The sequence below is a fragment of the Kitasatospora sp. NPDC058162 genome, from assembly GCF_042884005.1.
Lineage (GTDB): Bacteria > Actinomycetota > Actinomycetes > Streptomycetales > Streptomycetaceae > Kitasatospora.
In genome coordinates this window covers 79,501-103,934 of record NZ_JBHVUS010000005.1, presented here as the reverse complement: position 1 = coordinate 103,934, position 24,434 = coordinate 79,501, and the positions used below count along the sequence as shown (strand labels likewise).

Genomic DNA, 24,434 nt, shown 5'->3' with positions numbered 1-24,434 from the left:
CGGTCCGTCAGCCGTCAATGCCGGTCGTGCTTGTTCTTGCGGCCGTGACGACGACCGCGGCCGGTCGTGTTGTTGGTGTTCCGGGTCTCCTTGTCGTGCCCGCGATCCTTGCGGGACTGCCGCATCGCCGGCAGGAGGTTGGCGAGGATGCTCATCACTGCCACCTTTCTCTCGGTTGCGTCCCCACCGGGAAGTACGGACGAGCGGGCGGGGATGCTCAGCGGGGTGCGCGGTCGGCGTGCGCGGTCGGCGTTCGGCGCGGGCTCGGTCCCGCGGACGTCACGGGGCCGGGCCGGTCGGCCCGGAGACCGTTACGCAGCCGATGGGCGACCGTGACGCGGCCGGGCGGGGACCGCGACACGGCCCTCCTACCGTCACTCACGACGCACCGGCCGTACGGGCCGTACCGACCGTGCTGACCGAGGCGTCCGCGAGAACCGCGGTCTCGCCACTGACGCGTTCACCAGAGCCACGAAGGAGAACCCCCGCCATGAGCAGGACCCGTACCGACCGTTCGCCCGCCCGCCGTCTGCTGGCCGTCTGCGCCCTGACCGGCGCCGCGCTGATGACCGTCGTCACCGGCGGACAGGCCTGGGCCGACGGCTCCCCGCAGCCGGCCCCCGCCAAGCCGACCGCAGCCGCCCCCGACAACGCGGCGGCCGGCGCGGCGGCCGGTGGGGCCCGTCCGACCGCCGCCCCCGCCAAGCCCGGCCAGCCCGGCCAGCCGTCCGCCGCGCCCGCGGGCGGCGCCCCGGGGGTCGCCACCCCGTCGACCGGGCACGCCCCGGTCGGCTCCCAGCCGCAGGTCCGCGAGGTGCCGAAGGGCGCCGCCCAGGCCGGTGACGGCTCGGGCGCGACCGACGGCAACGGCCTGATGCTGGTCGGTGGCGGCACCGTCGCCGCCGTCGGCGCCGGTGCGCTGGGCTTCGCCCTCCTGCGCCGCCGTTCCGGTGCGCGTGGCTGACACCCGTCCCGGGTCCGCCGGGCACCCCGGCGCCCTTCCCCCGCACCCGGCCGGGCGGGGAAGCGGCGCCGGGGCGCCCCCGGCGGCGGGGACCCACCGTCGGGACGGTCGCGGGCGGCGGCGCGCCGCCCGGCCCGGCCCGAGCCTCCTGCAGCGCAGCGTCTTCGGTACGGCCGGCCTGCTCTGCCTCGCCCTCGGCAGCACCCTGGCACTGTCCGGTCGGGACACCCCGGTGGTGCGGATCGAGACCTCCGGCCACGATCCGGCGCCCGCGGCCACCGCCGCCGCCCCCGGCGCCACCACCCCCTCCGGCGCGCCGACCGCCGGTGAGCAGCCCCTCGCCCCCTCGCCGCCGGCCCGTCTGCTGATCCCCTCCATCGGCGTGGACGCCCCGGTGGCCGACCTCGGCCTGAACGCCGACGGCACCGTCCAGGTGCCCTCGGCCGACCACGCCGACCAGGTCGGCTGGTACCGCAACGGCCCGACCCCGGGCGAACCCGGCCCCGCCGTCCTGATCGGCCACCTCGACACCAAGTACGGCCCCGCGGTCTTCCAGCGCCTGCCGGAGCTCCACCCGGGCGACCGGATCGGGGTCCGGCGGGCGGACGGCCGCACCGTGGACTTCACGGTGCGCAGCATGCTCCAGGCCGCCAAGGACCACTTCCCGACCGACACGGTCTACGGCGACACCCCCGGCCCCGCGCTCCGGCTGATCACCTGCGGCGGGCGGATCGGCGCGGACGGGCACTGGACGGACAACATCATCGTCCTGGCGGACCCGGCCTGACCGGGCCGGGGCGGGCCCGGTAGAACTGCAGGACGACCACAGGGAGCGACGAACCGGTACCCCGGGCCACCGCGTCCCACTGCGGGACACCGACACCCGACCCGCGACCGACTGCGGGACCCCCGACCCGCGACCGCGACCGAGGAGGACGAGCACCGACCGTGGCGACACCGACACCGACACCGACCCCGCTCCGCCGCCGCCCCGCCACCGTGCCCGTGGCCGCCCTCGCCGTCCTCGCCGCCCTGACCGCCCTGGGTGTCCTGGCCTTCGGCCGCGCCGCCCCCGGCGGCCTGCGGGACGACGGTCCGCGCCAGGCCGTCGCCCCGCCGAGCCCGACCGCGGTGGCCAAGCCGCTCTGGCCCGGCCTGGCCGCCGCGTCGCCGCCGCCCACCACCTCGACCGACTCCGCCACCCAGGCCCCGCCGCAGCCCGTCCCCGACCTGACCGTCCCCGGGCACGACCTCGCCGCGGTCGACGTCCGCACCCTCCTCGCCAAGGATCCGGCGGTGAGCGCGGAGGAGCGGCGCGCGCTCGACTCCTGCACCGGCTGCGAGGTGCGGGCCCCCGAGTTCCGCGACCTCACCGGCGACGGGCGGCCCGAGCTGATCACCACCGTCGGCTCCCCCGGCGCGCTCGTGCTGCACGTCTACACGCTCGCCGACGACCGGGTCCTGCCGATCCTGCGGGTCCAGGTCCAGCAGGGGTTCAGCGCCGCGACCCTCGACTCCGACCTGTGGCTGTACGAGCCGACCACCTACACCACCCGCACCACCAGCCACTACCAGTGGGACGGTCACCGGCTCACCATGGTCGACCGGAAGGTGGAGGGCGTCGGCCTGCTCCAGCCCACCGACCCGGGCGCCGACGGGCCGGCCGTCGCCGGCGCCGACCACGGGCCCGCCCCGGCGCGCCCCACCGCCGGACCGAAGCAGCCCCCCGCCGGCGGCGGGGCCGCCCCGTACCCCTCACGAGCCACCCCCCAGCCGTCCGGCCCCGCCGTCTCCGCCGTCTCCCCGGAAGCCAAGCGATGACCACCGCAGCCGTCCCCGCCCAGCCGCACATCCTGCTCGTCGAGGACGACGAGGTGATCCGGGAGGCGACCCGGATGGCCCTGGAGCGCTACGGCTTCCCGGTCACCACCGCCGCCGACGGCCTGGAAGGCCTGGAGGCCTTCCAGGCCGTCCGCCCCGACCTGCTCCTGCTGGACGTCATGCTGCCGCTGCTCGACGGGGTCGGCCTCTGCCGGCGGATCCGGGAGGAGAGCCAGCTGCCGATCCTGATGATGTCGGCCCGCACCGACCCGGTGGACGTGGTGTCCGGTCTGGAGGCGGGCGCGGACGACTACGTGGTGAAGCCGTTCGAGAGCGCCGTCCTGGTCGCCCGGATCCGTACGGTGCTGCGCCGCGTCCGGGTGGCCCCGACGGCCGAACCCGACGCCCCCGCCGCCCCCTCCTCCTCCGTCCCCTCCCCCACCCTCCCTTCCGATCCCCTCCCCTCCCCCTCCGTCCGCGACTTCGACGGCCTGCGGGTGGACACCGACAGCATGGAGGTGCGGGTCGACGGCCGCCTCGTCCCGCTCACCCCCACCGAACTGCGGCTACTGCTGGAGTTCACGGCCGCGCCCGGCATCGTGCTGGAGCGCTCCACGCTGCTGGAACGCGTCTGGGACTACGAGTGGGGCGCCGACACCCGGGTGGTGGACGTCCACGTGCAGCGCCTGCGCGCCAAGATCGGCTCCGGCCGGATCGAGACCGTCCGCGGGTTCGGCTACAAGCTGCGGCGCCCGGCATGACCCTGCGCCGCCAGATCGCCACCGCCGTCGCCGCCATCTCCGTCCTGGTCGCGGTCGCCGTCGGCCTGCTGGTCCACCAGGCGATGATCCGTCAGCACGTCGACCAGGCCCGCACCGCGGCGCTCACCGCCCTCGGCTCCGCCCTGACCGACTACGGCCGCGGCATCGCCGCCCCCGGCGCCGCCCTCGACGACCCGGCCCTCCCCACCCGGCTGCACGACCTCGCCGCCGAGGGCCGGCAGGGCTCGCTGCTCGCCACCGACCAGCAGGGCGAGTCGATGTGGGCCGCGGGCCCGGTCCAGGACGGGGTGCTCTCCGTCCGGGTGGACTTCACCCAGGACCGCCGCTCGATCGCCGACCTGGACCGGATCATCCTGATCACCGTCGTCGCCGCGGTGTTCACCACCGTGCTGGCCGGCGTGCTGGTCGCCGACCGGATCAGCCGCCGCCTGCGCACCGCCGCCACCGCCGCCCGCGGCATCGCGGCCGGCGGCACCGACACCCGGATCGGCGAACTCGTCGACGGGAAGGACGAGGTCGCCGAACTCGCCGCCGCCGTCGACCTGATGTCCCGCACCCTGCACCGCCGCCTCGCCGACGAGCAGCGCTTCACCGCCGACGTCGCCCACGAACTGCGCACCCCGCTCACCGGCCTGGTCACCGCCGCCGAGCTTCTGCCGCCCGGCCGCCCCACCCAACTGGTGCAGAACCGGGTCCAGGCCCTGCGCGCCCTGGTCGAGGACCTCCTGGAGGTCTCCCGCCTGGACGCCGACGTCGAGTCCCCCGACCTCTCCGCCGTCCCGCTGGAACGCGCCGTCCGCCGCACCGTCACCCTCACCGGCCTCGACGTCGCCGTCGCGATCGCCGCCGGCCAGGAGGCACCGGAGGTCCGCACCGACCTGCGCCGCCTCGACCGCATCCTCGGCAACCTGCTGCTCAACGCCCACCGCCACGGCGCCGGCCCGGTCGAACTCCACGTCGACGGCCGCCGCATCACCGTCCGCGACCACGGCCCCGGCTACCCCGACGACCTCCTCCAGCACGGCCCCCAGCGCTTCCGCACCAACGCCCCCGAACGCGGCCGCGGCCACGGCCTCGGCCTCACCATCGCCACCGGCCACACCCGCGTCATCGGCGCCACCCTCACCTTCACCAACCACCCCGCCGGCGGCGCCCTCGCCACCCTCACCCTCCCCGCCAACGACGAAGGGCCGACCCGATCGTGATCGGGTCGGCCCTTCGGGCGCCGGTCGCATTGCTTCCTACGCGAGCCCCCTGTCGGGTTCGAACCGACGACCCCCGCTTTACAAGTTTTCGGCGGGCAAGCCTCTGACCTGCGCAAACTTCGGCCACTTGGCCGGTGACCTGCGAGAATGCCTCTCTGGGGCTCTCGCAACCTCTCCGCGTTTCTCGGCCTCATGTGTGCCGATTCCGTGCTGCGAGGCGATCCGCTGGCCTTCTGGCCGCCGCCGATCGCCCCACTGCTCGGCTGGCCGGCGGCCCCATCAGTATCGCAGGCCCACGGCCCCCTCGCAGGTACCAAGCCGGGTCGGACAGCGCTGCGAGCCTGCGGGCAGCAGCGCGCCCTCGCCCACCCCAACTATCACGGAACGTAACCAAGGAGCTGACCGTGCACCTCGACACCATCACCCCCCAGCGGTTCGACGAGTTGATCTCGGACTCGACCATCCCTGTCGCTCACCGCGCTCTGTGGGTGCTGCTCGCGGAGGTCAAGTTCAACCTCACGGACTTCCTTTCCCTCGACGTCCGGGACGCGACCGACACCACGTTGTCCACCGCTGGCGCTTCTAAGACCGGGCTGACCGAGATGCTCATCCCGGAAAGTGCATCGGTCCTCCTCCGGGAGGCCATCGGCGACCGTACGGAGGGCGCCATCTTCACCGAAGACGGAAAGGCCATGTCCCGACAGGCGGCGACTCGGGCCGCACGCCAGTACGCCGCGTGCTCGATCCATGCGTTCCGCAGCTCGCGCTTTGCATGGCAGCGGCCGGCCAGCTAGGTCAACCTCGGGCGTCCTCCGGCCATGCGGTCGTCGTTTTGCGGTAGCAAGGCCGCGCAGCATGATTGTTCCGGGCCCGACTCTCCGGTAGCCAGGGCAGACCACGTGGCGAGCCGGAAAGGAAACATCATGGGCAAGGCCAGGATCTCGGGCAGGTTCCTCTATTGGTCCGATCGAGCCATCCAATCGCTCGCGGAGGACAACGGCGTGGACCTGGGGAGGAACTCACGACTCCAGGCCAACGTCAGCGCGACGGTTTCGCACCTTCCGGTATCGGCTCAGCTCCAGGGGGCTTTCAGCGGCAGCGAGAGGAAGACCCGCAACCGATCGGAGGAAGCTGAACGGATCAAGGAGGCGATGGGCTCGGAAGCAACCGAAGCCCTCGACCAAACGCCGAAGGCCGCGTGGGTCTGGACTGTCGGCCGGGTGAATCTCTCGAAGATGATCCACTATGCCAAGAACGACGGCCTTCTCGTCCACCTCCAAACCACCAACCGCGCCGGCCAGCGGGTCGACCTCTGCCTGTTCGGCAGCTTGGACAACCTCCACGGCAGCGGACCGCTCGACAGCTTCACCGGTGGCTGGTACTCCTCGGCCTACTTCGCGGTGCAGGAACTCCTGGAGACCCGGGGCCAGGTCAACACATCGCAGTGGGACGACCCTGAGGCCCTCTCCGTCGAGGTGCTGAGGATCGCGCTCGAAGAGGGCTGGTTGCCCAATTCGCAGCCAGGGCATCCGGAGACCCGCGGCCGTACGATCCTCCACGCGGAGGCGTGCGAACTCATGGCCGAGGTCTACACGGACGTCGTGCTCACCGAATCCCGATGGAACCTCACCGACGACCTACAGGGGGCCCAACGGATCATCGTGGGCCGCCCACTCTGGGTTCGCACCACCACCGAGGAGGCCGTGGTGCGCTACGCCGAGCTGCGCAACGGGCCGCGTTGGGCTCGCTGCTGGTGGCTGTTCAAAGCTCAGCGGTTCGTTCGCCAGCAACTCAGGTGGCTTCCGCTCCTCCACCGCAGGCCACAGCTGCTCCCGATGCCCGCCCCAGAAGAACTCGCACCTCAGCCGCGTCCGGAAGCCACACCGCCAAGCCGAAGTGGCGACACATGACCTGGGAGGCAACCACCGGCCCCTCATGACCTGCTCCACTTCGGGAGGAACACCGCCCTCCCGACCGCGGTTCAGCCGACGTCGGGACCGACCTCAACGCAGCAGCTGATGACCTACACCTCTCCACCCTGGTCGACGTCGGGCAGCGTCTTGCCCGTCGACCGCGACTCGTGCCTGCGCGAGGTGGTGTTCGCCCGGTGTCACCTGCCGCTGTAGACCGGGAAGGCGCTGTGCTCGCCGTAGTCCACGTCGCGCAGCTCACGCAGGACGTCCATGTCGTCGCCGGAGATCTCGAAGTCGACCTCGGCGTTGGCGCGCATGTGCTCGGGGTTGACCGTCTTCGGCAGCGATACCGTGCCCAGTTGCAGGGTGTAGCGGATGCACAGCTGGGGGACGGAGACGCCGTACTTCTGTGCCATCGCCTGGACTTCGGCGTTCTTGAGGATCGCGCCGTGGGCGATCGGCGAGTACGCCTCGACGAGGATCTGCTTGCTCTTGCAGTAGGCCAGCAGGTCGGAGGGGGTGTTGCCGGCGTGCACGAGCAGCTGGTTCACGTGCGGGACGACGCTCGCGCCCTCAAGGATGTTCTCCAGGTCGTGCTGCTGGAAGTTGGAGACGCCGATGGACCGGATCTTGCCGGCCCGGTGGGCGTCCTCCAGGGCACGCCACGCCTCGCGGTTGCCCTGGGCGTAGTCGCCGCCGCGGAAGTCGTCCCACGGCTGCGGGCTGTGGATCAGCATCAGGTCGACGCGGTCCAGGCCCAGCTTCTCCAGAGAGCTGTCGATCGCGGCGAGCGCCTGGTCGTAGTCCTTGATCTCGGCGGCGAGCTTGGTCGAGACGAACAGCTCCTCGCGGGGCACTCCCGAGGTGCGCACGCCTTCGCCGACGCCGCGCTCGTTGCCGTATGCCTGGGCGGTGTCGATGTTGCGGTAGCCGGTCCGGACGGCCGCGCGGACCGCATCGGCCGCCTTGTCGTCGTCGATGAACCAGGTGCCGAGCCCGAGCTTGGGGATCTCGACGCCGCCCGCCAGGGTGTAGGTCTCGTTCAGGATGCTCATGCGTTCGCTCCGCTCTTCGGCAGCTTCCCGTACGCCTCGTCGGTGACGGGCTCCAGCCATTCGTTGCTGACGTCCTCGCCCGGCGTGATGAAGGCGATGTGGGAGAACCACGAGTCGGCCTTCGCGCCGTGCCAGTGCTTGGTGCCCGCGGGGACGCGGACCACCGTTCCCGGCCCCATGCTGACGACCTCCTCTCCCTCGGCCTGGTACCAGCCGCTGCCCGCCGTGCACAGCAGGATCTGGTCGCCGCCCCCGGCGCTGCCGTGGTGGATGTGCCAGTTGTTGCGGCAGCCCGGCTCGAAGGAGACGTTGCTGACGGGAACGCTCCCCGAGGCGAGCGGGGCCAGGTAGCTCTGGCCGGTGAAGTACTGCGCGTAGGCGTCGTTCGTCTCCCCGAGGGGGAAGATCTGATCGAATCCGCTGTCGGTCATGGCGTTCTCTCCTTTCGGCCCGGCAGGCTCTATCGGCCGTGCGGGCTGTCGATGTGTCGCTCGCGGTAAGGGTCAGGCGGAGCGTTCGTCGGCGATCTTCTTCAGCTGCGTGATCGCGGTCATCGCGTTGGGCCATCCGGCGTAGAACGCCAGGTGCGTGATCGCCTCGGACAACTCCTCCACGCTCAGCCCGTTGTCCAGGGCGACGCCCAGGTGGTAACCGAGCTGCTCGCTGCGGTACAGCGCCGCCAGCACGCTCACGGTCACCAGGCTCCGATCGCGGGGGGAGAGCCCGGGACGCTCCCAGACGTCACCGAAGAGGACCTCGTTGGTGACCTCGACCAGCTTCGGGGCGATTGCGGCAAGCGCCTGGGGCGCGGACTGCTTCGGCATAACGGGGTGACTCCTTGATCGGGCGGCGTGGGCCGGATAGGTCCACGGTGTGTCGGTGCCGGGTCCGCAGCAGCCGCTGCGACCCGGGTGCTGACCGGTCCGGGCGGCGCCTGCGGCCTCTGGTATCGAGGAAACCGCAGGTCACCAAGGTGGAGAAGGGCCTGCTGTTACAGGTACTGGCAGGACCCCCCACGTCTGCGCCGTCCGGTCTAGCGTGGAAGGCATGAGCACCGAGAGCGACATCCGGGAGTTCCTGGCCTCCCGCCGCGCCAAGATCACCCCGCAGCAGGCCGGGCTGCCCGCCTACGGCGGCAACCGGCGCGTCCCCGGCCTGCGCCGCGAAGAAGTCGCCCTGCTCGCCGGCGTCAGCATCGACTACTACATCCGCCTGGAGCGCGGCCACCTCGCCGGCGCCTCCGATGAAGTCCTCGACGCCGTCGCGAACGCCCTCCAGCTCGACGACGCCGAACGCGCCCACCTGTTCGACCTCGCCCGAGCCGCCGCCAAACGCCCCACCCGCCGCACCCGCCGCCCCGCCGCAGCCCTCCCGGACAGCGTCCTGCGCGTCCTGGCCTCCATGACCGACTCCCCGGCCTTCATCCGCAACGGCCGCCTCGACATCCTCGCCACCAACCCCCTCGGCCGCGCCCTCTACGCCCCCTTGTTCCCCGACCCCACCGCGAAGACCACCAACATCGCCCGCGCCCAGTTCCTCACCCCCACCGGCCGCGACTTCTTCCCCGACTGGGAAACCGGCGTCAACACCACCGTCGCCCTGCTGCGCACCGAGGCCGGCCGCGCCCCGCACGACACCGAACTGACCGGTCTGATCGGCGAGCTCGTCACCCGCAGCGAGGAGTTCCGCACCGCCTGGGCCAAGCACAACGTGCGCCTGCACCACACCGGCCGGAAGGCGTTCCACCACCCGGCCATCGGCATCCTCACCCTGGACTTCGATGCCATGGAGCTACCGGCACAGCCCGGCTTGACCCTGACCGCCTACAGCGCCGCCCCCGGCACCCCCGACCACGACGCCCTGCGACTGCTCGCCACCTGGGCAGCCACTGAGCACCCGTCAGGCACAGACGGACTCGCCGACGTGTCGTCAAGGGACATCACTTCCGACCGGCTCTGACCACGCCCATCCGGCTGCCCCGTGCTACGCGGAATCATGAGTTGTTCGATGCCTACAGCGGGTCGAGTGCTGTCCAAACCCGCGAGCAACCGCTGTGGTTCTCGGTGAATAGAGCCATCCCCAGGCCCCTGCCAGCACCGCGCTGGTGCTCGGCGCATCGGCGTGGCGAAGTGCTGATCGCAACGGGTTCCCCTACTCTCCTATTGGGCCCGGAGGTGGTCCACGGCTGGCCGTTCGCCCGGACGAATTGTGCTGGAGAGCCGGCGGGTGGGATGCCCAACCTCCTCGCGATTCGCCGTGCCATCAGACGTCTTCACCGTCTCACTTCGCGGCGCAGTCCGGGCTGTCGCCAGCGAGGATCTCCAATGCCGCATGTCAACGACCGTGCGCGCCTCAAGCAGTACCTGGCCCTCATGTCCGTGCCTCAGCACGTGCTGCGGGCGGCAACGGTCAACGGACGAATCGAGCTGGACACCAAGGACGCCGGCCAGCAGAGGTTCCAGGCCCTTCTGTGGGATCTGTTGTTCAGCTCCGGTCGTTCTCACCCGTGGGACCACCGCGGTGGAAGGTCCTTCCGTGAACTCGCCGGGTACTACGAGTGGGTCATGCCCGTACCAAACCAGCTGACGATTCAGGTGAGCGTGGCTCCACGGGTAGCGCACTACCTGCTGCCGACGACCGCGACCTACGCTGACGGCTCACATGTGCACTTCGGCATCCCGGGCCTGCGGATCGAACGTGTCTCTGCCCGAGCCGTCCACTTGCTTCACCTGCCCACGCAGGGCCGTCTCGAACTGCGCGAATCCCACCATGGCACCGTGCGTTTGATGCACTCGCGCCTGCGGTGGGAAACCGGCTCCGACGAGACCCCGGAGAACCTCACGTTCTGGCACACCTCGGGTCTCACGGATGCAGAGGAGAGTGCTTCCCCGCACTGGGCGCCCACTCCGTGTACGCCGTTGCGCAGTGGGCTGATGGTGCGCGCGAGCACCTGGTGGAGGCACTGGCCCCACACCGCCGAGATCGTTCCCGCGCGCCGGAGCAACACCACCCGTTGCCTGACATGGCGAAAGGGGCCGTCCTGCGCTCAGGTAGGGGATCTTCTGGTCAACAGCGCCATCCGAATCGCCGACGCCGTCCACGACTCCGACCCTGACGGGCTCGATGTCAGCGTGCTAAGGCTCGGGCCAGCCGCCATCGAGTTGGCGCGGCCCAGCTAGCGGACCGCCGAGCCGCGTTCGGCCACCCCCACTGAGGGCGCTCGACGTGCGCTCTCCAGGTGCTGCGGGCACCGTCGAGCTATGGGCGTACTGGTGCTGCTGGAGGTTCTTGAGGGATTCGACCCGGATGAAGCCGACCCCGTCTTCATCCGGTCGGTCCACGCCGCCGCGAGCGATCCTGAGGTGCCGGAGGACCCGCTGCTGACGACGCTCTGTGGCATCAGCACCGATCCGTTGGTGCACACGCACTACCAGGCCGGTTACGGGGAGCCGTGGTATCCAGCAGCGTTCGAGGACCGACGATGCCGTGAGTGCGAGAGGGCACTTCGACGGCTCTGACCTCGGCACCGGGCCTGGGACCCTCGGCCGCGAACGGTCATGATCGTCAGCGGATGCGCGGACCGCGCTGGTCCTGGCGAGCCTGCGGCGGCTGCTGGACTTGCTGCTGCGGCGCGGCGGGGCGCTGGACTGGGGCCTGAGCCTGACGCTGTTCGACAGGCTCGGGTCGGCGGCCGGGTACGGGCCGGGCAGCTCGGGTGGGCTGTCCGCCACGCTGCTGGAGCTGCTCACGGTGGGCCTGGCGCTCGGCCTGGCGGCCGGCGCGGCGGCGTTCGGCGAGAGTCGGCTGACGTCGTTCTTCCGCCTGCGGCTGCTCGGGCTGGGTGGCCTCGGCGGTCAGCTGGCGGCGCTCGGTGAGCACGGCGGTGACCTGCTCGGCCACGGACGGCTGGGCCAGGGCGGCGTCGTCCAGGCGCGGGAGGTTAGCGAGCCAGGTGGCGCCGGTGCGGGTGGCGACGGTGCGCAGGATCTCGGCCTGGTCGGCCTCGGGAAGGGCGCGGTAGACGTCGGCGGTGAGCTGGTGGCGGGCCTGCTGGTCGGTGTTCCCGGTGCTGCTCGCCGGGCCGACCGGCGCGGCGGCGGTCCGGCGGGCAGCGAGGGCTGCCGCGGTGGCCTGCCAGTAGGCGTCGTGGCCGGTACGGCCTTCCTCGATGTAGGGACCGGCGGGCTGGATCGCGTTGTCGTCGGTGACCCGGTACTGGTCGCGGTAGGCGGCGACGACGGCGAGGTGCTGCTGCCACTGGGCACGCTGGGTGGGGTCGGTCGGGGCTTCGCCCAGGGTCCGGCTCCACTCCGGACGGTGCTCCACGGTGCGGTCGGCGAGCACCGAGAGCCGGTTGGCGATCAGGGCGGCGCTGTCGGTGAGGTATTCGTGGTGGAGCGGGTTCGCGGCGGTGGAGCGCGGGACGGCACTGATCCAGGCGGGGAGGTCGGCGCGGCCGGAGGCGGCGCGGGTGTGGGCGAGCACCTGCCGCTGGGTGTGCTGGAGCAGTTCGGGCAGGGCGGTGCGGCCGGTCACCTCGGAGAGGGCGGTCTCCGCGGTGGTACCGGTGTTCTCGATCGCCTTGAGGTTCCAGGCGAGGGTGCGCCACAGCTCCGCTTCGGCGCGGTCGCTCTGCTGCTCAGCGGTGGCCGGGGCGTTGGCGGCGAGCTGGCGGCCGATGCGCCAGGCGAGGACCTGGCTGAGGCTGTCGGCGCCGGCGAGCGAGCGGCGCTCGGCAGCCTGGCGCAGCAGGGCGGCGGGTTCGTGGCCGGTGGTCTCGGCGCGGCGCAGGGCGGCGGTGAGGGCGGGCCAGGTGTTCTCGTTACGGGCGCGGGTGAAGTGCGCGTCGCCGAGGACGGTGGCGGCGAGGGCCTGGTGGCGGAGGGCTTCGGGGGCCTGCTGGTGGTGCTCGGGGATGCCGTCTGCGGCCAGGGTGGTGCGGGCGGCGCGGGTCAGGGCGGTGACCGGGTCGCTGGTGCCGGTGGCCTGGGCGGCGGCGGTGGTGAGCAGGTTGGTGGTGTCGTGGCCGGTGCGTTCGGCGGCGGCCAGGGCGCCGGCGAGGTGGGGCCACTGGGTGTGGGCGGTGACCTTGCCGGTGGTGGTGCTGAGCGCGGTGGCGGCGGCGGTGGCGTAGCGGTTGAGGGTGTCGGCGGAGACGTGCGGGTGTGCGTCGGGGGCCTGGGCGGCGGCGGGCGCGATGCGCAGGGCGGCCGGTTCGGTGGTCGCGGTCTCGGGGTCGAAGCGGTCGGCGGGCAGGTTGGTGAGCTGCGCGACCAGGGCGGCGTAGCGGGTGGTGTCGGCGGTGGTTGGGGCGTTGAGGTGGGCGGGGGCGGGGCGGTCGTCGGTGATGGTGTTCAGGCGCCAGGCGAGGGCCTGGGCCGGGGAGTCGGCGGTGGTCAGGTCGCCGCGCCAGGTGGCGGCGGCGATCAGCCGCTCGGGCTGCCAGCCGCCGGCTTCGGCAGTGCGGAGCGCGCGGGTGACGGCGGTCATCGCGTCGTCGGTCGTGATCTGCTCGGCGAGGGCGGGGCCGAGAAGCCGGTGGATGAGCTGGTGGTAGTAGGGGGTGGTCAGGGTCTCGGTGGCGTGCTGGTGCCGGGGTACCAGGGTGGCCAGGGAGACGGCGTCCTCCTGGGCGTTGCGGATGGTCTCGGTGGCGGAGAGCTGGGCGCCCTCGCGGCCCAGAACGCGCTCCAGGACCTCGCGGGCGGCGAAGGAGTCGGGGTCGTTCTTGGGCCGGTCGAGCTGCTCGTCGGTGTCGAACGGGAGGAGTTCGTGGGTGGCGGTGTAGAGGGTGGTCGTGTGGCGGGCGCGGGTGAGCTGGACGTACAGCTCCTCGCGGGTGGTGTCGTCGGTGACCAGGGGGTGGGCGGTGTCGACGGTGCCGCCCTGGGAGCGGGTGATGGTGGAGGCGTAGAGCAGCTGGACGTTGGCGGCGACGTACTCGGCGGGCAGGGTGAGACGTCCGCGGTGTTCCAGGTGGCGAACCTTCAGCGAGCCGTCCTCGTAGCGCTTGAGGATCTCCCAGGCGTCGCCGTTCTTGAGGAAGTCGCGGCCTCGGTTGGTGGTGAGCTTGCGGTCGTTCTCGCGGGTGACGATCCAGTCGCCGCGTCCCGCGCGGTTGCCGTCGCGCAGCAGGACGCCGTCCGCCTCGACCTGACCGGCGGCCACGCGGTCCTCGCGGGCGCGAGCGGAAAGGGCGGTGACGTCGGTGCCGGTGCGGGCGCTGATCAGGGTGGTCCGACCGGCGAGCATGTCGGCCTTCCAGCCGTCGTACGCGGCCTCGACCATGGCGGTGCGCGAGCCGCTGACGACCCGCTGGTTGGCGAAGTAGAAGTCCAGCCCGGCGGTGTCGCCGGTGCGGATCTTGAGGGTGGCGGCGGCCTCGGTCTTGTTGCTGAACCGGTGGAGGGTGGTGAGTTCGACGGCTCCGGCTTCGGCGGCGATCAGCCGCAGCGCGCCGCCCGCTTCGACGCTGCTGAGCTGGCGGTAGTCACCGAGCAGGCGCACGGTCGCGCCGCGCTGATCGGCGATCTTGACGAGGTTGTCCAGGTTGAGGGTGCCCGCCATCCCGGCCTCGTCCACCAGGACGACATCGCCCGGGTTCAGGACGAAGCCGGACCGGCTCTTGGGCACGTTCCGGCCGCTGAGCAACTCGCCCATGTACGTACCGCCGGTGTACTCCCAGAGGAACTTGTGGAGGTTCTCGGCGGGCTGCTTGAGGTCCTTGGCGAGGACGGCGGCGGAGGCTGCGGAAGTGGCGAGCGGGACGACGCGCTGGCCGGCCTGGTTGGCGACGTGGACGTACGCCTGCATCGCGGTGGTCTTGCCAGAGCCGGCCGGGCCGAGGCCGAGGGAGACCATCCGGGTGTCCGTGATGAACGCGGTGACGAGGGCGCGCTGGCCCTCGTCGAGCGCACGGTTCCGGGCCTCGAAGCCGTCCAGGGCGGCGCCGACGAAGGCCGGGTTCGGGCCCACGGTGACGGGGGTGAGGGCTGCGGTGACCAGACGGCGTTCGGCGTCCAGGATGGCGGTGCTGGTGTAGCGGGTGGAGGCGTGCTGGACGAACACGGAGTCGCCGTTGGCCCGGCGCAGTTCCTCGGGCTCGGTGAGCAGGGCGGGGGCGTCGATGCGGACGCTGTGCACCGGGGAGACGGCCTCGGTGACGATCGCCTCGACCAGCTGCTGGTGCTCGGCGGTGCTGGTGGCCGGGTGCTCCGAGCGGACCAGGCGCTCGGCGTGGGCGCGCAGGTTCCACACCGTCCACACCGCGCGCTCCTCACCGACAGCGGTGATGACGGCGGCGGCCAGAGTGGGGATCTCGACCGGCTTCGGCTCCTCCTGCTGGGCAGTGGCCGGGGCGCTTTCGGACGCGGGAACGGCCGCCATCACGCGCTGGACGATGTCCTGGCCGTGGGCGGTGGTGACGGTCTGGGTCCAGTCGGCGCGCATCTCCTCAAGGGAGCGGGCGGCCTTCTTGCCCTCGCGGGTGTCCAAGTTCGCCTGGCGGGCGAGCTGGTGGGTCATGCCGCGGGAGGGGTCGTGCCCGTGCTCGCGCCGGTACTCCCGAAGGAGCTGCTCGTAGCGGGCTTCGATCTCGGTCCTGCGGGAGGAGAAGTGGGTGATCGCCTCGACGGGGACACCGACGATCTCGCGCACCGGCTGGCGCTTGGTGGCGGAGTCCTCACGGGCCTCGAAGGTGACGCCGAGCCGGGCGGTCAGCTCGGTCTCGAACCGCGAGTTGTAGAACTCGGAGGTGGCGACCGTCATCGCCAGGAGGCCGCGGGCGTCCAGCGAGCGCCACTTCCCGTCGATGCCCTGGATCTTGTTGGCGAGGACGACGTGGGTGTGGAGGTTGGGGTCGCCGGCCCGGGAGTCGAAGTGGTCGAACGCGACGGCGACCAGGCCCTTGGTGTCGATCTGGGCCTGGCCGGTGCTGCCGGTGCGGGTGTACGCGGCGTTCTCCTCCAGCAGCTCCAGCGCGGCGTCACGGGCGGCCTCGTGGGCTGCGCGGACGGCGGCGCGGACCTCCGGGCGCTCGTCCAGCGCCCACAGCACCGCGGCGGACTTCACCGGGGCGAAGACCAGGTCGAAGCCCGCGACGGCGGCGCGCTGGCGGCGGGACTCCTCGTGCTGGACCTTCTTGATCTCGGCGCTGCTGGGGGTGCGCCGGGTCTCCTTCTCGATGACGGCCAGGCGTCGCTCGACGCGCTCGGCGAACGGGTCCAGCGGCTCGTACTCGGGGTACTTGCGGCCGAGGGTGGCGGCCTTGATCGCGGCGGCCTGGACGGCCTTGAGCTGCTTATCGTCCATGTCGGCGCGCACGTTGGCGGCCAGGTGCTCGGCGATGATGCGCTGGGCGTCCGGGTGCTGGCCCAGGCCGAACAGGTGCTTCATCTGCTGCTCGGTGACGGTGGTGCCGTCGAGCTCCAGCAGGGGCGCGCCGCGGCCGAGCCAGACGCCCGCCGGGTTGCCCTTCTGGGTGTAGTACTCCTCTGCGGACTGACCCCGCTGACGCTGTACGTCGCCGCCCGCGACCTGGCGCGTCAGGTAGGTGTAGCCGTTGCCGGCGGTGAGCTTGTGGATGGTCATCAACGCGACCACCCCCAGCTTTTCCGGTTACGGATGAGGGTAGGCACAACGGCTATTCGAGCCGCCGATTCACCTGCCTCATCAAATGCCATGTGAGTACTTTAGCCCCGCGCAGCGGACCATGCTCAGAATATCTGCAAGAGGTGTCTGGATGGCTTGGCCTGACTGGCATATGGCCAGCTCAGGACCTCTTGTTGGGCAGTTTCAGTGATTCGCCTCTCGGTTTTTCTATCGAGACTTCTCGATGTTTATCAGTGCCTATCATGCGAGGATCTACAGGGTTTATCACCTGCGGTTTTGCGGCTATGGTGCTGGCATGAGCGGACGAATTTCGGCGTCGCGGGCCAGTGCGGTTCGGGCGGCGCAGAAGGCGAAGGCAGCGCGGGACGCGGAGCGTCTCCGGCGCGAGAAGCAGGTGGAAGCGGCGCTGACCGACTTCTACGAGCAGACGGGGAGGGCGGAGCAGCTGCGCGCGAGCGCGAGCGCGCGGGCGGCGAAGGTCCTGGCGGACGCGGAGGCGGCTGCGGTGGAGCCGGAGCGGCGGGCGCGGGAGGCGGTGGTCGCGCTCCATGGTCTGGGCGAGCCGCGTGATCAGATCGCCGAGCTGACGGGGCTGGCGCTGGGGGACGTCCGGTCGATCCTGGCGGAGTCGGCCGGGTCGGCCGCGCTGCGGGACGGCGGGCGCGGGGTCGGGCCGGAGGTTGCGGCAGGGGCCGGGCCGGCGGGCTCGGCGGTCGGCTCCGGCAGCGCCGTGGGCGGCGAAGCGGTAGCGGGGTGAGCGGGAGGTCCGGGCGTTGCCGGGTGCCGCCCGGGGTGAGGAACGACGACGGCGCTGCCGACCGTGATGGTCGGCAGCGCCGTCGTCGTGTCGGGGTCCGGTTACCTGCGCCAGAAGGTGTCGAAGGCTCGGGGGTCGTAGCGCGTGCCCTCGTCGGTTTCGATCGGGGTCGGGCAGAGTGGGTCGCCGGTCTCCCGACCGCGCTTGAGTCGTCGGCTCACCGCGCTGAGGGTGACTCCGTAGTGGGCGGCCAGCTCGGTCGCCGAGCGGACGGGGCCGACCAGCCAGGCGCGGTGTTCGACGGTGCCCTCCTGGTCGTAGCCGAAATCGCGCAGCACGGCCGCCTGCTCGGCACTCGGCTTCCCCGTCTCGGGGAGGTACCCGAGTTCGACGAGGACGGCGGTCTGCTCCGGGGAGAGCGGACCCGACTCGGGCAGGTAGCCGAGACGCCAGAGCACCGGCAGCAGGGCGGCGGCAGGCCACACCCGCGAGCGGCCCACCTTGCCGCTGCTGAGATCAGCGATCTCGGGGCGGCGGACCAGGGTCTTGACAGCTTCCTTGCCCCGGCCGGTGAGCCGTTCGATGGCGGCGGTGGTGAGCACGTCTGACGTCGGCGCGGTGGCCGGCTTCTCCGTCGTGACCGGGGGTTCGACGGTACCTCGGGGACCGGTGCGGCGGTGGCGTCGGCTGAGCCACGCCTTGACCTCGCCCCAGCTGTACGTGCCCAGGGCATCGCCGACCGGGAACGGGTCGCTGCTGTCCTTGTAGTGCGTGCGCATCGGGCTCAGCGTGCCGCGAGCGATGCCGGTTCGATCCGCGATGTCGGTGATGGTGACCCGGTCGGTGTCCGCCCCGGGCAACTCGGTGACCTCGACCCGGGCGGCCTGGTGGGCGCGCATCCACTTCACGCAGGCATCGCGCGCGAACCGCTGCTCACCTGCGTCCTCCGGCCCGGTGCCCTCCGGCCACTGCGGGTCCTTGATCAGGCGGCGGACGGTGAACTCGGACAGGCCGGTCGCGCTGGCGATGTCGGCGACGCTGAGGCTGTCGGACGGGGCAGCGGCCAACCGCTCGGCAAGCGTCACGGGGGCCATCGGCTAGGTCTCCTTCGGGTAGGCCGGCGGGAGTGACGGCCTCCCTGTTCCGACATGCACTAATCTACCTGCGCGAGGTAGCCGTCTTTCGGGATCGGTCTTCTCGTGGGAGGGGGCCAGACAGCTTGCCCAGCCGACCCGAGAGGTCGGCACGGCTTCGGCCGTGCTGCTGGCCCCCGGCTTCCGTTCAGGTCACGCCGCAAGGGTGACCGAGCGCCGGGTTCCGGGCGCGGCCTGGTGGTGCAGTCGCTCCCACCAGGCGCCGAAGGCGGGCCGCTCTTTGTCGAGAACGCCGGCCGGTGCGAGGGCGAGCGCCTTCTCGATGGCCGGGTAGCCGATGGTGCGCGGGATGATCTCGGCCCTGGTGATGCCGTACTCGTCGGTGACCACGCTTCCGGCCGAGGTGGCGCGGAGCATGTGCTGGGCGTCGTCGTGGTTCCCGGTGAACACCGTACGGACGCTGCGCCACGCCGCGCCCTTGGCCGCGGGGTCGTCGCGGCGGGGGTGGACGATGCGGCGGACCTCGTAGACGCTCCACCGTTGCCGTCGAAGGTCCTCCTCGAACCGGGCGAGGACGTCGGTCAGCCCGTGGGAGCGGGCGAGGTCCTGGGCTGCGACGCTGCCGTAGAGCTTCGAGCGCGGGTTGAGGGCCATGGCGGTGAACTCCAGGGCGAGGGCTTGAGCGCCGATGGCCGGCTCCGCCCGCCAGCGTTCGATCAGCTCGGCCCGGCCTCGGTGGCCCGCCGAGAAGGGGCAGTAGCCGCACGCGGACCTCGACCAGGGCTCCCCGAAGAGGTCGAGCAGGTACTGCGCGCACTGCTGGCGGTCCCACCCCCAGTCGTTGATCAGCGGGTACTCGGGACGGCGGCCGGTGGCGGTGAACCCCTCGTCGCGCTCGGCTCGGCGCAGTTCCTCGGTGGCGAAGCCGAGGACGTGCCGGAAGGGTCGGCCGTCGAACTCGTCGCCGAGCCACCCGTCGAGTACGTCGCCCTTCGCGTGCAAGCTGCACAGCCGACGTTTGGCCGCGAGCTGCGGGACGGTGCCGCTGGCGCGCAGCTCGTCGGACAGGCGCCACGGCCCCTTCATGATCAGCCGGAGCGGGGTTCGGGAGTCGTCCAGCACGGTGTACCCGCCGCGCTGGCTGGTGCGGCTGATCTGGACGAGGCGCGTACCGGTGCCACGCAGCAGCGGCAGCAGGTGTTCCTCGGTGAGGCGGCGGGTCACGTCCGGCTCGTCGCCGGTCATCGCGGTGAGCACGGTCAGCCGCTCCAGAGGGAAGTCGCGGCTCGCCGGCTCGGTGAGCCAGCGGGCGAGGACGGCAGTGCTGTCCAGGCCCATGCCGTAGCTCAGCACGACGGGGAGGTCGGCGTCCGCGGGGGCGTGGCTGGTACGGGTCATGCGGCACACCCCTCCGTACGCTCCCCCACGGTGCGGGATGGTGCCCCGTACGGGCGCAGGGGGCGTACGGGGTCGGCGTCCGTACGCTCGGCGGCGGTGATGATCTGTTCCATCGACAGGTCGCGGCGGAAGGGCTGGCCGATCTCGTCTTCGACGAGGACGTAGTCGAGTGCGGTGTCGGGGGCCATCCGTGCGGCGGTGATGAGCTGGGCGCGTCCGGCGAACGGGCACAGGCGGCAGCTCAGGCGGGGCAGGTGCTGGTAGGCGGGGTGGGGCGGGATGCCGCTGGCCCGTACGGTCTTCCACACGTCGTCGGTGTTGAGTCGGTGGATGGGCAGCCAGGTGGTGATCTGGCGCCGGCCGGAGCTGGCGGCACGGTCCGTGCTGAGGGTGGGGCGGCGAGCCCGCACGGTGCTCTCGTCGGCGCGCAGCCCGAGCGAGGTGACGATGTGCGCGGGGCGGCCGGTGACTTCGAGCCGGGCGGTCAGCTCGGTGTAGAACTTCCTGGCTACGTCTCGCTTCAAGTACGAGCGGCAGAAGGGGGTGCCCGGTCCGGGCCACCGGCCGCGGGACCGGACGAGGTCGAGCAGTCCGCCGCGCTCGCGGCGGCGGACCTCGAAGGGCAGCCCGTACGCGGCGGCCTGGCGGGCGGCGAGGGCCGGCACTCCGTCCCATTCGGCTTCGCCAAGGTCGAGGTGGAGCACGACGGTGCGTTCCAGCATCTCCTCGGTGGCGGTGGTCGCCCACAGGTGGAGCATCGCGGCGCTGTCCTTGCCCGCGCTGTTGTTCAGCACGTACGCATCGGCGTCACGCAGCTGCGGCGGTATGTGGAGGGTGGTGCTCACGTGCGGGTTCCTTGTACGGGTTCGGTGCGGGCTGGGAGGTGGGGGGTACGGGCTGGTCGTCGGCGTCGCGGGGCGTACGGACCGGGCTGAGGGGCTTCGGCGCGTCCGTACGGGCGGCGGCCTCCTGGCAGACGGAGGGTTCCGCACGGCCCCGGTGGAGCTTGCGGGCCTCGCCGACTCGCTTCTCGCACCAGGACCGGCCATAGCCGGTCGTACGGGTCAGCGCGTCGTAATCGGGCTTCCACTGCGGGTCGGCCCTCATCGCGGCGAGCAGCTCGGTCATGACGCTCAGCTGAGTCGGCCGCCGCTGGGGCGGCTGAGCCCGGTCGGGCTGCTCGTCGTCGTCGCGCTCGTCGTCGGCCGACTCGGCGGGCTCTGGTTGCCCGGTCTCGTCCGCCGGTGGTGCCGGGGCCTGGTGCGCGGCGGCCTCGGGGTCGTCATCGTCGGTCTCTCCCGCAGGGTTGTCCTGCGGTTCGGAGGGTGCGGCTGGGGGCTGCGGGTCGGTCGAGCGGGACTCGATGATTCCGGCGGCGGCCAGGAACGCGACGGCGGGCCAGGCGGCCATCACGTATCCCCAGGGTGTGGGCTGTGCGACGGCGAGGTTGGCGGCCAGGCTCATGGCGACGCCGAGGACCAGGACGGCGCGGGGCCAGCGGGCGGAGTGTCCGTGGCGCTTGCGGCGGCGCAGTTCGGAGACGGCGCCCAGGGCCATCAACTCGACCGAGACGGCGATGGCGTACGCCACCCAACCGGTCTGGCCGGCGCGATCGGCGGTTTGGACGACGTGGGCGAAGGACACCGCGAACGCCGCGACTCCGAGGACGCCGACGACGATGTCCGCGGTGAGCGCGTCTCCGTCGCGCGGGAGGCGGAGCCTGGTGGGTGCCGGCTTGACGGAGGCGTTGTGGGAGGGCGCTCTGTTGCCGGGGTGGGTTGGGTTGCTCACGTGGTGCTGGTCTTCCGGGTTCGTGGGAGGTCGTCGCGGCCCGGTTGCCCTCCGGGCCGCGACGGTTGACGGGGCCTGATGTCAGCGGTGCTCGCCGACGTGGCGCTTGCGGCTCTCGTCCACGTAGCCCTTGGTGGTGGAGCGGGTGGCCCACCCGCACGTGCACGCGGCGGTGGAGTACGCCCGTCCGGGGCACCCCTCGGTGAGGGGCCTGCCGCTGCTGGTGTGCTTGTGGGTGGGCGGGCACTCGCTGTCGTCCGCGTGGTGGTCGGTGCGGGGTGCGCGGTACCTGAGCGAAGGAACGTTTCTTCCCGGCTGCCGGGTCGGGGGCGAGGTGGGGTGAACCTCGCGTTCGCGGCGCTCGGCGGTCGTCTTCATCGCGGCCCACTCGGCTTTCTGCGCAGCCCACTCGTCCTGGGTGAAGGCATCGCCGACCACGGGGTCAACGGTGTGGTGGAAGTGGGTCTCCCAGTCGGCCGCGACCAGCCGCCCGGCCTCGGCCTGGGCTGCTTCGGGGGTGGCCGCGGAGACGGTCACCACGTGCACGGTGATGTGGTCCACGGGAATGGTGTACTTCGGCATGCTTCTGGTCTCCTGGGCAGTTGGGGGCTTGGTACTGACCGGGCTCGGCGCGGCCAGGTGGTTGTCGGGCCATGCCGAGGCGGTTCAGGAGTCGGAGGCGCCTGTCAGGGGCTCCCAGTTGCTGCCGTTCCAGAACTCGGTCACGGCGCCGAGGGTGAGGGGTTGGCCGAGGGCTTCGAGAAGCTGCTTCCGTGTGGCGGCGGTCTCGGGCATCACGGCGTTGGCGGTGATCCGGGTGCGGTCTGCGGTGACCTCTCGGACCATCGTGCGGCCGTTGCGAAGATGAGCCCGGAGCGCGCGGGCGATGTTGTACTCCTTGACCAGCAGGTCGAGCAGCAACGACGTGCTGACGGGACGGCCGTTGAGGCGGCATGCGTCGGCGAAGCGCTCGAAGTCGGCCGCGTTGAAGTCCTTACGGGGGACGAACTCGGTGTCGTCCCCCGTGCCGTGGTTCTCCGCGCTTCCGATCGTCACGCGGCCGTGGCTGAGGGTGGCCTTGAACGGGAAGCCGCGCCGAAGCGTCAACTCGCGGTAGGCCGTGACCTCGTAGCGGGGCTGGTCGGGGGTCTGGAGCCCGGTGTGGGGCAGGGTCGGCACGGTGTGGTTCTCCTGGTGGTGCGAAGGGTGAGGGTGTGCAGCAGGAGGGCCGGGAGGGGTTGGGCCGAGGTGCGGGGTCGATCCCCGCAGCTCGGCGCCCCGGGCCGGGTGCCGGCTGGCCACGGGCGGCAGAGGCCGGCGGGCGGTGCGGCGCTTGGTGCTGCGACGGGAAAGCGGCGGGAGGGGTTGGGCCGAGGTGCGGGGTCGATCCCCGCACCTCGGCGCTCCCGGCCGGTGGGCCGCCCAGCGTCGCGCTGGGCGGCGGTTGGACCGGTTAACCGGGCTGGTCGGCCTCGGGCGCGGGCTCGGGCTCGGCTTCCGTCAGCTCGCTGATGACCGTCTCGATGCCGATGGTCGTCCTGTGGAGCAGGTCACGGGCGGCGGCGGCGCGGACGTCGTACAGCTCGAAGTACCGGACTTCGTCGCGTGGTTCGACGGGGCAACCGTCGCGGTTCGGGTCGTACGTCGGAAGAGCTACGCGCAGCTCCTCCTCCCACTCCTCTTCGAAGGTGGTGACCTCGGCGACCAGATCGCGCAGGCGGTCGACGGTGGTGTTCATGGCGGGGTCTCCCTCGGGCGCGCTGAGCTGCGGCTGGTGGTCTGTGACGGGCCGCCCGGCCCTTTCGGGCCGGGCGGCGGGGCGGTCACAGCGCGGCGGCCAGCTCCATCGCGCGGATGCCGAGCGATTCGAGTTCGTGGGCCTCGTCGGCATCGGGCAGGGTCTGGGCGACGGAGGTCACGGCGTGCATGACGCCACCGGCGGACAGGTCGGCGCCCCGAATGAAGTGGGAGAACACGTCGGCCCGAACCGCCTCGGAGAAGCGCAGGCGCTGGCTGACTGTGGTGATCGCCTTCTCGGGGTCCGTGATGCGGGCTCCGGCCTTGTCCTCGATGTCACGAATCTGCCGGAGGATGTAGTCACGGTCGAGGAAGGTTCGGACGGCGTCGGCGGTCTGGGAGGTGACCAGGTCGAGGGTGCGGTCCTGGGTATTGCCGCTCCACTGGATCACGCCGTCCGCCTGGCGTCCGCCGATGTGCACGGACTTCATGGCGTCCTTGGTGATGGTCATGCCGTTGTCGCAGACCTGGACGACCAGCCGGGGCACGATCGTGAACGCCCCGCACCCGGTCTCACTGTTGCTGATCTCGAACCCGGCGAAGACGGTCGGGTTGTCGCTGCCGCGCGCCTCGGTGAACGGGGAGCGGTAGTTGCGCAGCAGCTCCGGGGCGTAGGCGCGGACTTCGTCGGCGATAACCCGGACGTACATCTTCTGGTCGGTGAGGTCGCAGCTGTCCAGGCGGACCTGAACACCCGCGTCGCAGACGCCCCGGAGCGCGGCGGTCAGGATGTCCAGGTTGTCGATGATCCGGTAGCTCGCGCTCAGGAACGCGCGAGCCGTACCGGCGTCCTCGCCCTGGCCGGGCCGGAGCGTACGGATCATGTAGCTCTTGGCCTCGCGGCTCTCGTGGTTCAGCCAGCCGTTGACGTTCTGGTCCCACAGCTCCGGGGCCTCGACGCGGGTCTTGCGCAGGTAGCCCACCGGGATGCCCAGCTTCTCGGCCAGCCCTGCCTCGGCGACGCCGGTGAGGCGAAGCTCGGTGGCCTTGCGGGTGACCCCGTCAGGGGTGATGTCGTACTCGTAGTCGCTGCCGTCCACGATCAGCCGACCACCTTCGGCGCGGATGTTCTGCGCCGGGGTGATGATGTCGGCCTTGCGGGGCTGCTGCTCCCGCAGGATGTCCACGATCTCGCGCAGACTGGCGTTACGGGTGGAGGTCTTGGCCAGGGAGATGGTCATGTGTGAGGTCCCTTCGCATGTGGTCAAATCGTGGGCCGCTGGCCGGGGTTGCCCTCCCCGACCAAC

At 71.7% G+C, this 24,434-nt stretch carries 24 protein-coding genes; 11 read left to right on the top strand and 13 right to left on the bottom strand.

Annotated elements, in window-relative coordinates; genetic code table 11:
- Positions 1-14: 14 nt before the first annotated feature.
- Positions 15-155 (bottom strand): hypothetical protein, encoded by a 141-nt coding sequence (locus tag ACFVXG_RS12015; RefSeq protein ID WP_387926688.1) that lies wholly within the window; start codon positions 153-155, stop codon positions 15-17.
- Positions 156-490: 335 nt separating this feature from the next.
- Here ACFVXG_RS12015 and ACFVXG_RS12010 point away from each other — a divergent pair, with 335 nt between their 5' ends.
- The 7 genes from ACFVXG_RS12010 (at position 491) to ACFVXG_RS11980 (ending at position 6,682) form a co-directional block, all read left to right on the top strand.
- Complete coding sequence (locus ACFVXG_RS12010; protein WP_387926686.1) at positions 491-964, top strand: hypothetical protein; 474 nt, start codon at positions 491-493, stop codon at positions 962-964.
- Positions 957-1,751: a class F sortase gene (locus ACFVXG_RS12005; RefSeq protein ID WP_387926684.1), complete on the top strand. Its 795-nt coding sequence runs from the start codon at positions 957-959 to the stop codon at positions 1,749-1,751. Before ACFVXG_RS12010 ends, ACFVXG_RS12005 begins: the two co-directional genes overlap by 8 nt.
- Positions 1,752-1,912: 161 nt before the next feature.
- Positions 1,913-2,785 carry a hypothetical protein gene (locus tag ACFVXG_RS12000; protein WP_387926683.1) on the top strand — a complete coding sequence of 291 codons (873 nt, stop codon included), beginning with the start codon at positions 1,913-1,915 and terminating at the stop codon, positions 2,783-2,785.
- A complete protein-coding gene (gene cseB / locus ACFVXG_RS11995; RefSeq protein WP_387926681.1) occupies positions 2,782-3,546 on the top strand; it encodes a two-component system response regulator CseB in 765 nt (254 codons plus the stop codon). The genes ACFVXG_RS12000 and cseB overlap by 4 nt, the downstream gene beginning before the upstream one ends.
- Entirely contained in the window at positions 3,543-4,772 is a 1,230-nt protein-coding gene (locus tag ACFVXG_RS11990; RefSeq protein ID WP_387926679.1) for a sensor histidine kinase, read from the top strand. Before cseB ends, ACFVXG_RS11990 begins: the two co-directional genes overlap by 4 nt.
- Before the next feature lie 404 nt (positions 4,773-5,176).
- The gene (locus ACFVXG_RS11985; RefSeq protein ID WP_387926678.1) at positions 5,177-5,566 is read left to right on the top strand and encodes a hypothetical protein; all 390 of its coding nucleotides are present in this window, start codon (positions 5,177-5,179) and stop codon (positions 5,564-5,566) included.
- Positions 5,567-5,695: 129 nt separating this feature from the next.
- Entirely contained in the window at positions 5,696-6,682 is a 987-nt protein-coding gene (locus tag ACFVXG_RS11980; RefSeq protein ID WP_387926676.1) for a hypothetical protein, read from the top strand.
- Between the two features lie 200 nt (positions 6,683-6,882).
- On the opposite strand, the gene ACFVXG_RS11975 is transcribed toward ACFVXG_RS11980, so the two are convergent.
- The 3 genes from ACFVXG_RS11975 to ACFVXG_RS11965 form a co-directional block, all read right to left on the bottom strand.
- On the bottom strand, positions 6,883-7,740 hold the full coding sequence (locus ACFVXG_RS11975) for an aldo/keto reductase (RefSeq protein WP_387926674.1): 858 nt from the start codon (positions 7,738-7,740) through the stop codon (positions 6,883-6,885).
- Positions 7,737-8,171: a cupin domain-containing protein gene (locus tag ACFVXG_RS11970; RefSeq protein WP_387926672.1), complete on the bottom strand. Its 435-nt coding sequence runs from the start codon at positions 8,169-8,171 to the stop codon at positions 7,737-7,739. The genes ACFVXG_RS11975 and ACFVXG_RS11970 overlap by 4 nt, the downstream gene beginning before the upstream one ends.
- 72 nt (positions 8,172-8,243) lie before the next feature.
- Positions 8,244-8,564 carry a carboxymuconolactone decarboxylase family protein gene (locus ACFVXG_RS11965; protein WP_387926670.1) on the bottom strand — a complete coding sequence of 107 codons (321 nt, stop codon included), beginning with the start codon at positions 8,562-8,564 and terminating at the stop codon, positions 8,244-8,246.
- A 223-nt stretch (positions 8,565-8,787) separates the two neighbouring features.
- On the opposite strand from ACFVXG_RS11965, the gene ACFVXG_RS11960 reads away from it, so the two are divergent.
- From ACFVXG_RS11960 to ACFVXG_RS11950, 3 genes are all read left to right on the top strand, one after another.
- Positions 8,788-9,699: a helix-turn-helix domain-containing protein gene (locus ACFVXG_RS11960; RefSeq protein WP_387926668.1), complete on the top strand. Its 912-nt coding sequence runs from the start codon at positions 8,788-8,790 to the stop codon at positions 9,697-9,699.
- Positions 9,700-10,064: 365 nt separating this feature from the next.
- Positions 10,065-10,919 carry a hypothetical protein gene (locus ACFVXG_RS11955; RefSeq protein ID WP_387926666.1) on the top strand — a complete coding sequence of 285 codons (855 nt, stop codon included), beginning with the start codon at positions 10,065-10,067 and terminating at the stop codon, positions 10,917-10,919.
- Positions 10,920-11,000: 81 nt separating this feature from the next.
- On the top strand, positions 11,001-11,258 hold the full coding sequence (locus ACFVXG_RS11950) for a hypothetical protein (protein WP_387926664.1): 258 nt from the start codon (positions 11,001-11,003) through the stop codon (positions 11,256-11,258).
- Positions 11,259-11,304: 46 nt separating this feature from the next.
- Here the strand turns inward: ACFVXG_RS11950 and mobF are convergent, their stop codons facing one another.
- Positions 11,305-16,329 carry a MobF family relaxase gene (gene mobF, locus ACFVXG_RS11945; RefSeq protein WP_387926662.1) on the bottom strand — a complete coding sequence of 1,675 codons (5,025 nt, stop codon included), beginning with the start codon at positions 16,327-16,329 and terminating at the stop codon, positions 11,305-11,307.
- Positions 16,330-16,645: 316 nt separating this feature from the next.
- On the opposite strand from mobF, the gene ACFVXG_RS11940 reads away from it, so the two are divergent.
- Positions 16,646-17,107 carry a hypothetical protein gene (locus ACFVXG_RS11940; RefSeq protein ID WP_387926660.1) on the top strand — a complete coding sequence of 154 codons (462 nt, stop codon included), beginning with the start codon at positions 16,646-16,648 and terminating at the stop codon, positions 17,105-17,107.
- Between the two features lie 101 nt (positions 17,108-17,208).
- Here the strand turns inward: ACFVXG_RS11940 and ACFVXG_RS11935 are convergent, their stop codons facing one another.
- From ACFVXG_RS11935 to ACFVXG_RS11900, 8 genes are all read right to left on the bottom strand, one after another.
- Positions 17,209-18,201: a hypothetical protein gene (locus ACFVXG_RS11935; RefSeq protein WP_387926658.1), complete on the bottom strand. Its 993-nt coding sequence runs from the start codon at positions 18,199-18,201 to the stop codon at positions 17,209-17,211.
- Between the two features lie 192 nt (positions 18,202-18,393).
- Entirely contained in the window at positions 18,394-19,599 is a 1,206-nt protein-coding gene (locus ACFVXG_RS11930) for a hypothetical protein (protein ID WP_387926656.1), read from the bottom strand.
- Complete coding sequence (locus ACFVXG_RS11925; protein WP_387926654.1) at positions 19,596-20,444, bottom strand: phosphoadenosine phosphosulfate reductase family protein; 849 nt, start codon at positions 20,442-20,444, stop codon at positions 19,596-19,598. Before ACFVXG_RS11925 ends, ACFVXG_RS11930 begins: the two co-directional genes overlap by 4 nt.
- Entirely contained in the window at positions 20,407-21,390 is a 984-nt protein-coding gene (locus ACFVXG_RS11920) for a DUF2637 domain-containing protein (RefSeq protein ID WP_387926652.1), read from the bottom strand. Before ACFVXG_RS11920 ends, ACFVXG_RS11925 begins: the two co-directional genes overlap by 38 nt.
- Positions 21,391-21,471: 81 nt before the next feature.
- Positions 21,472-21,972 (bottom strand): hypothetical protein, encoded by a 501-nt coding sequence (locus tag ACFVXG_RS11915; protein ID WP_387926651.1) that lies wholly within the window; start codon positions 21,970-21,972, stop codon positions 21,472-21,474.
- Between the two features lie 84 nt (positions 21,973-22,056).
- Positions 22,057-22,569 carry a hypothetical protein gene (locus tag ACFVXG_RS11910; RefSeq protein WP_387926649.1) on the bottom strand — a complete coding sequence of 171 codons (513 nt, stop codon included), beginning with the start codon at positions 22,567-22,569 and terminating at the stop codon, positions 22,057-22,059.
- Positions 22,570-22,843: 274 nt separating this feature from the next.
- Positions 22,844-23,128 (bottom strand): hypothetical protein, encoded by a 285-nt coding sequence (locus ACFVXG_RS11905; RefSeq protein ID WP_387926648.1) that lies wholly within the window; start codon positions 23,126-23,128, stop codon positions 22,844-22,846.
- 85 nt (positions 23,129-23,213) lie between these two features.
- Positions 23,214-24,368: a DUF932 domain-containing protein gene (locus ACFVXG_RS11900; protein WP_387926646.1), complete on the bottom strand. Its 1,155-nt coding sequence runs from the start codon at positions 24,366-24,368 to the stop codon at positions 23,214-23,216.
- Positions 24,369-24,434 lie beyond the last annotated feature (66 nt).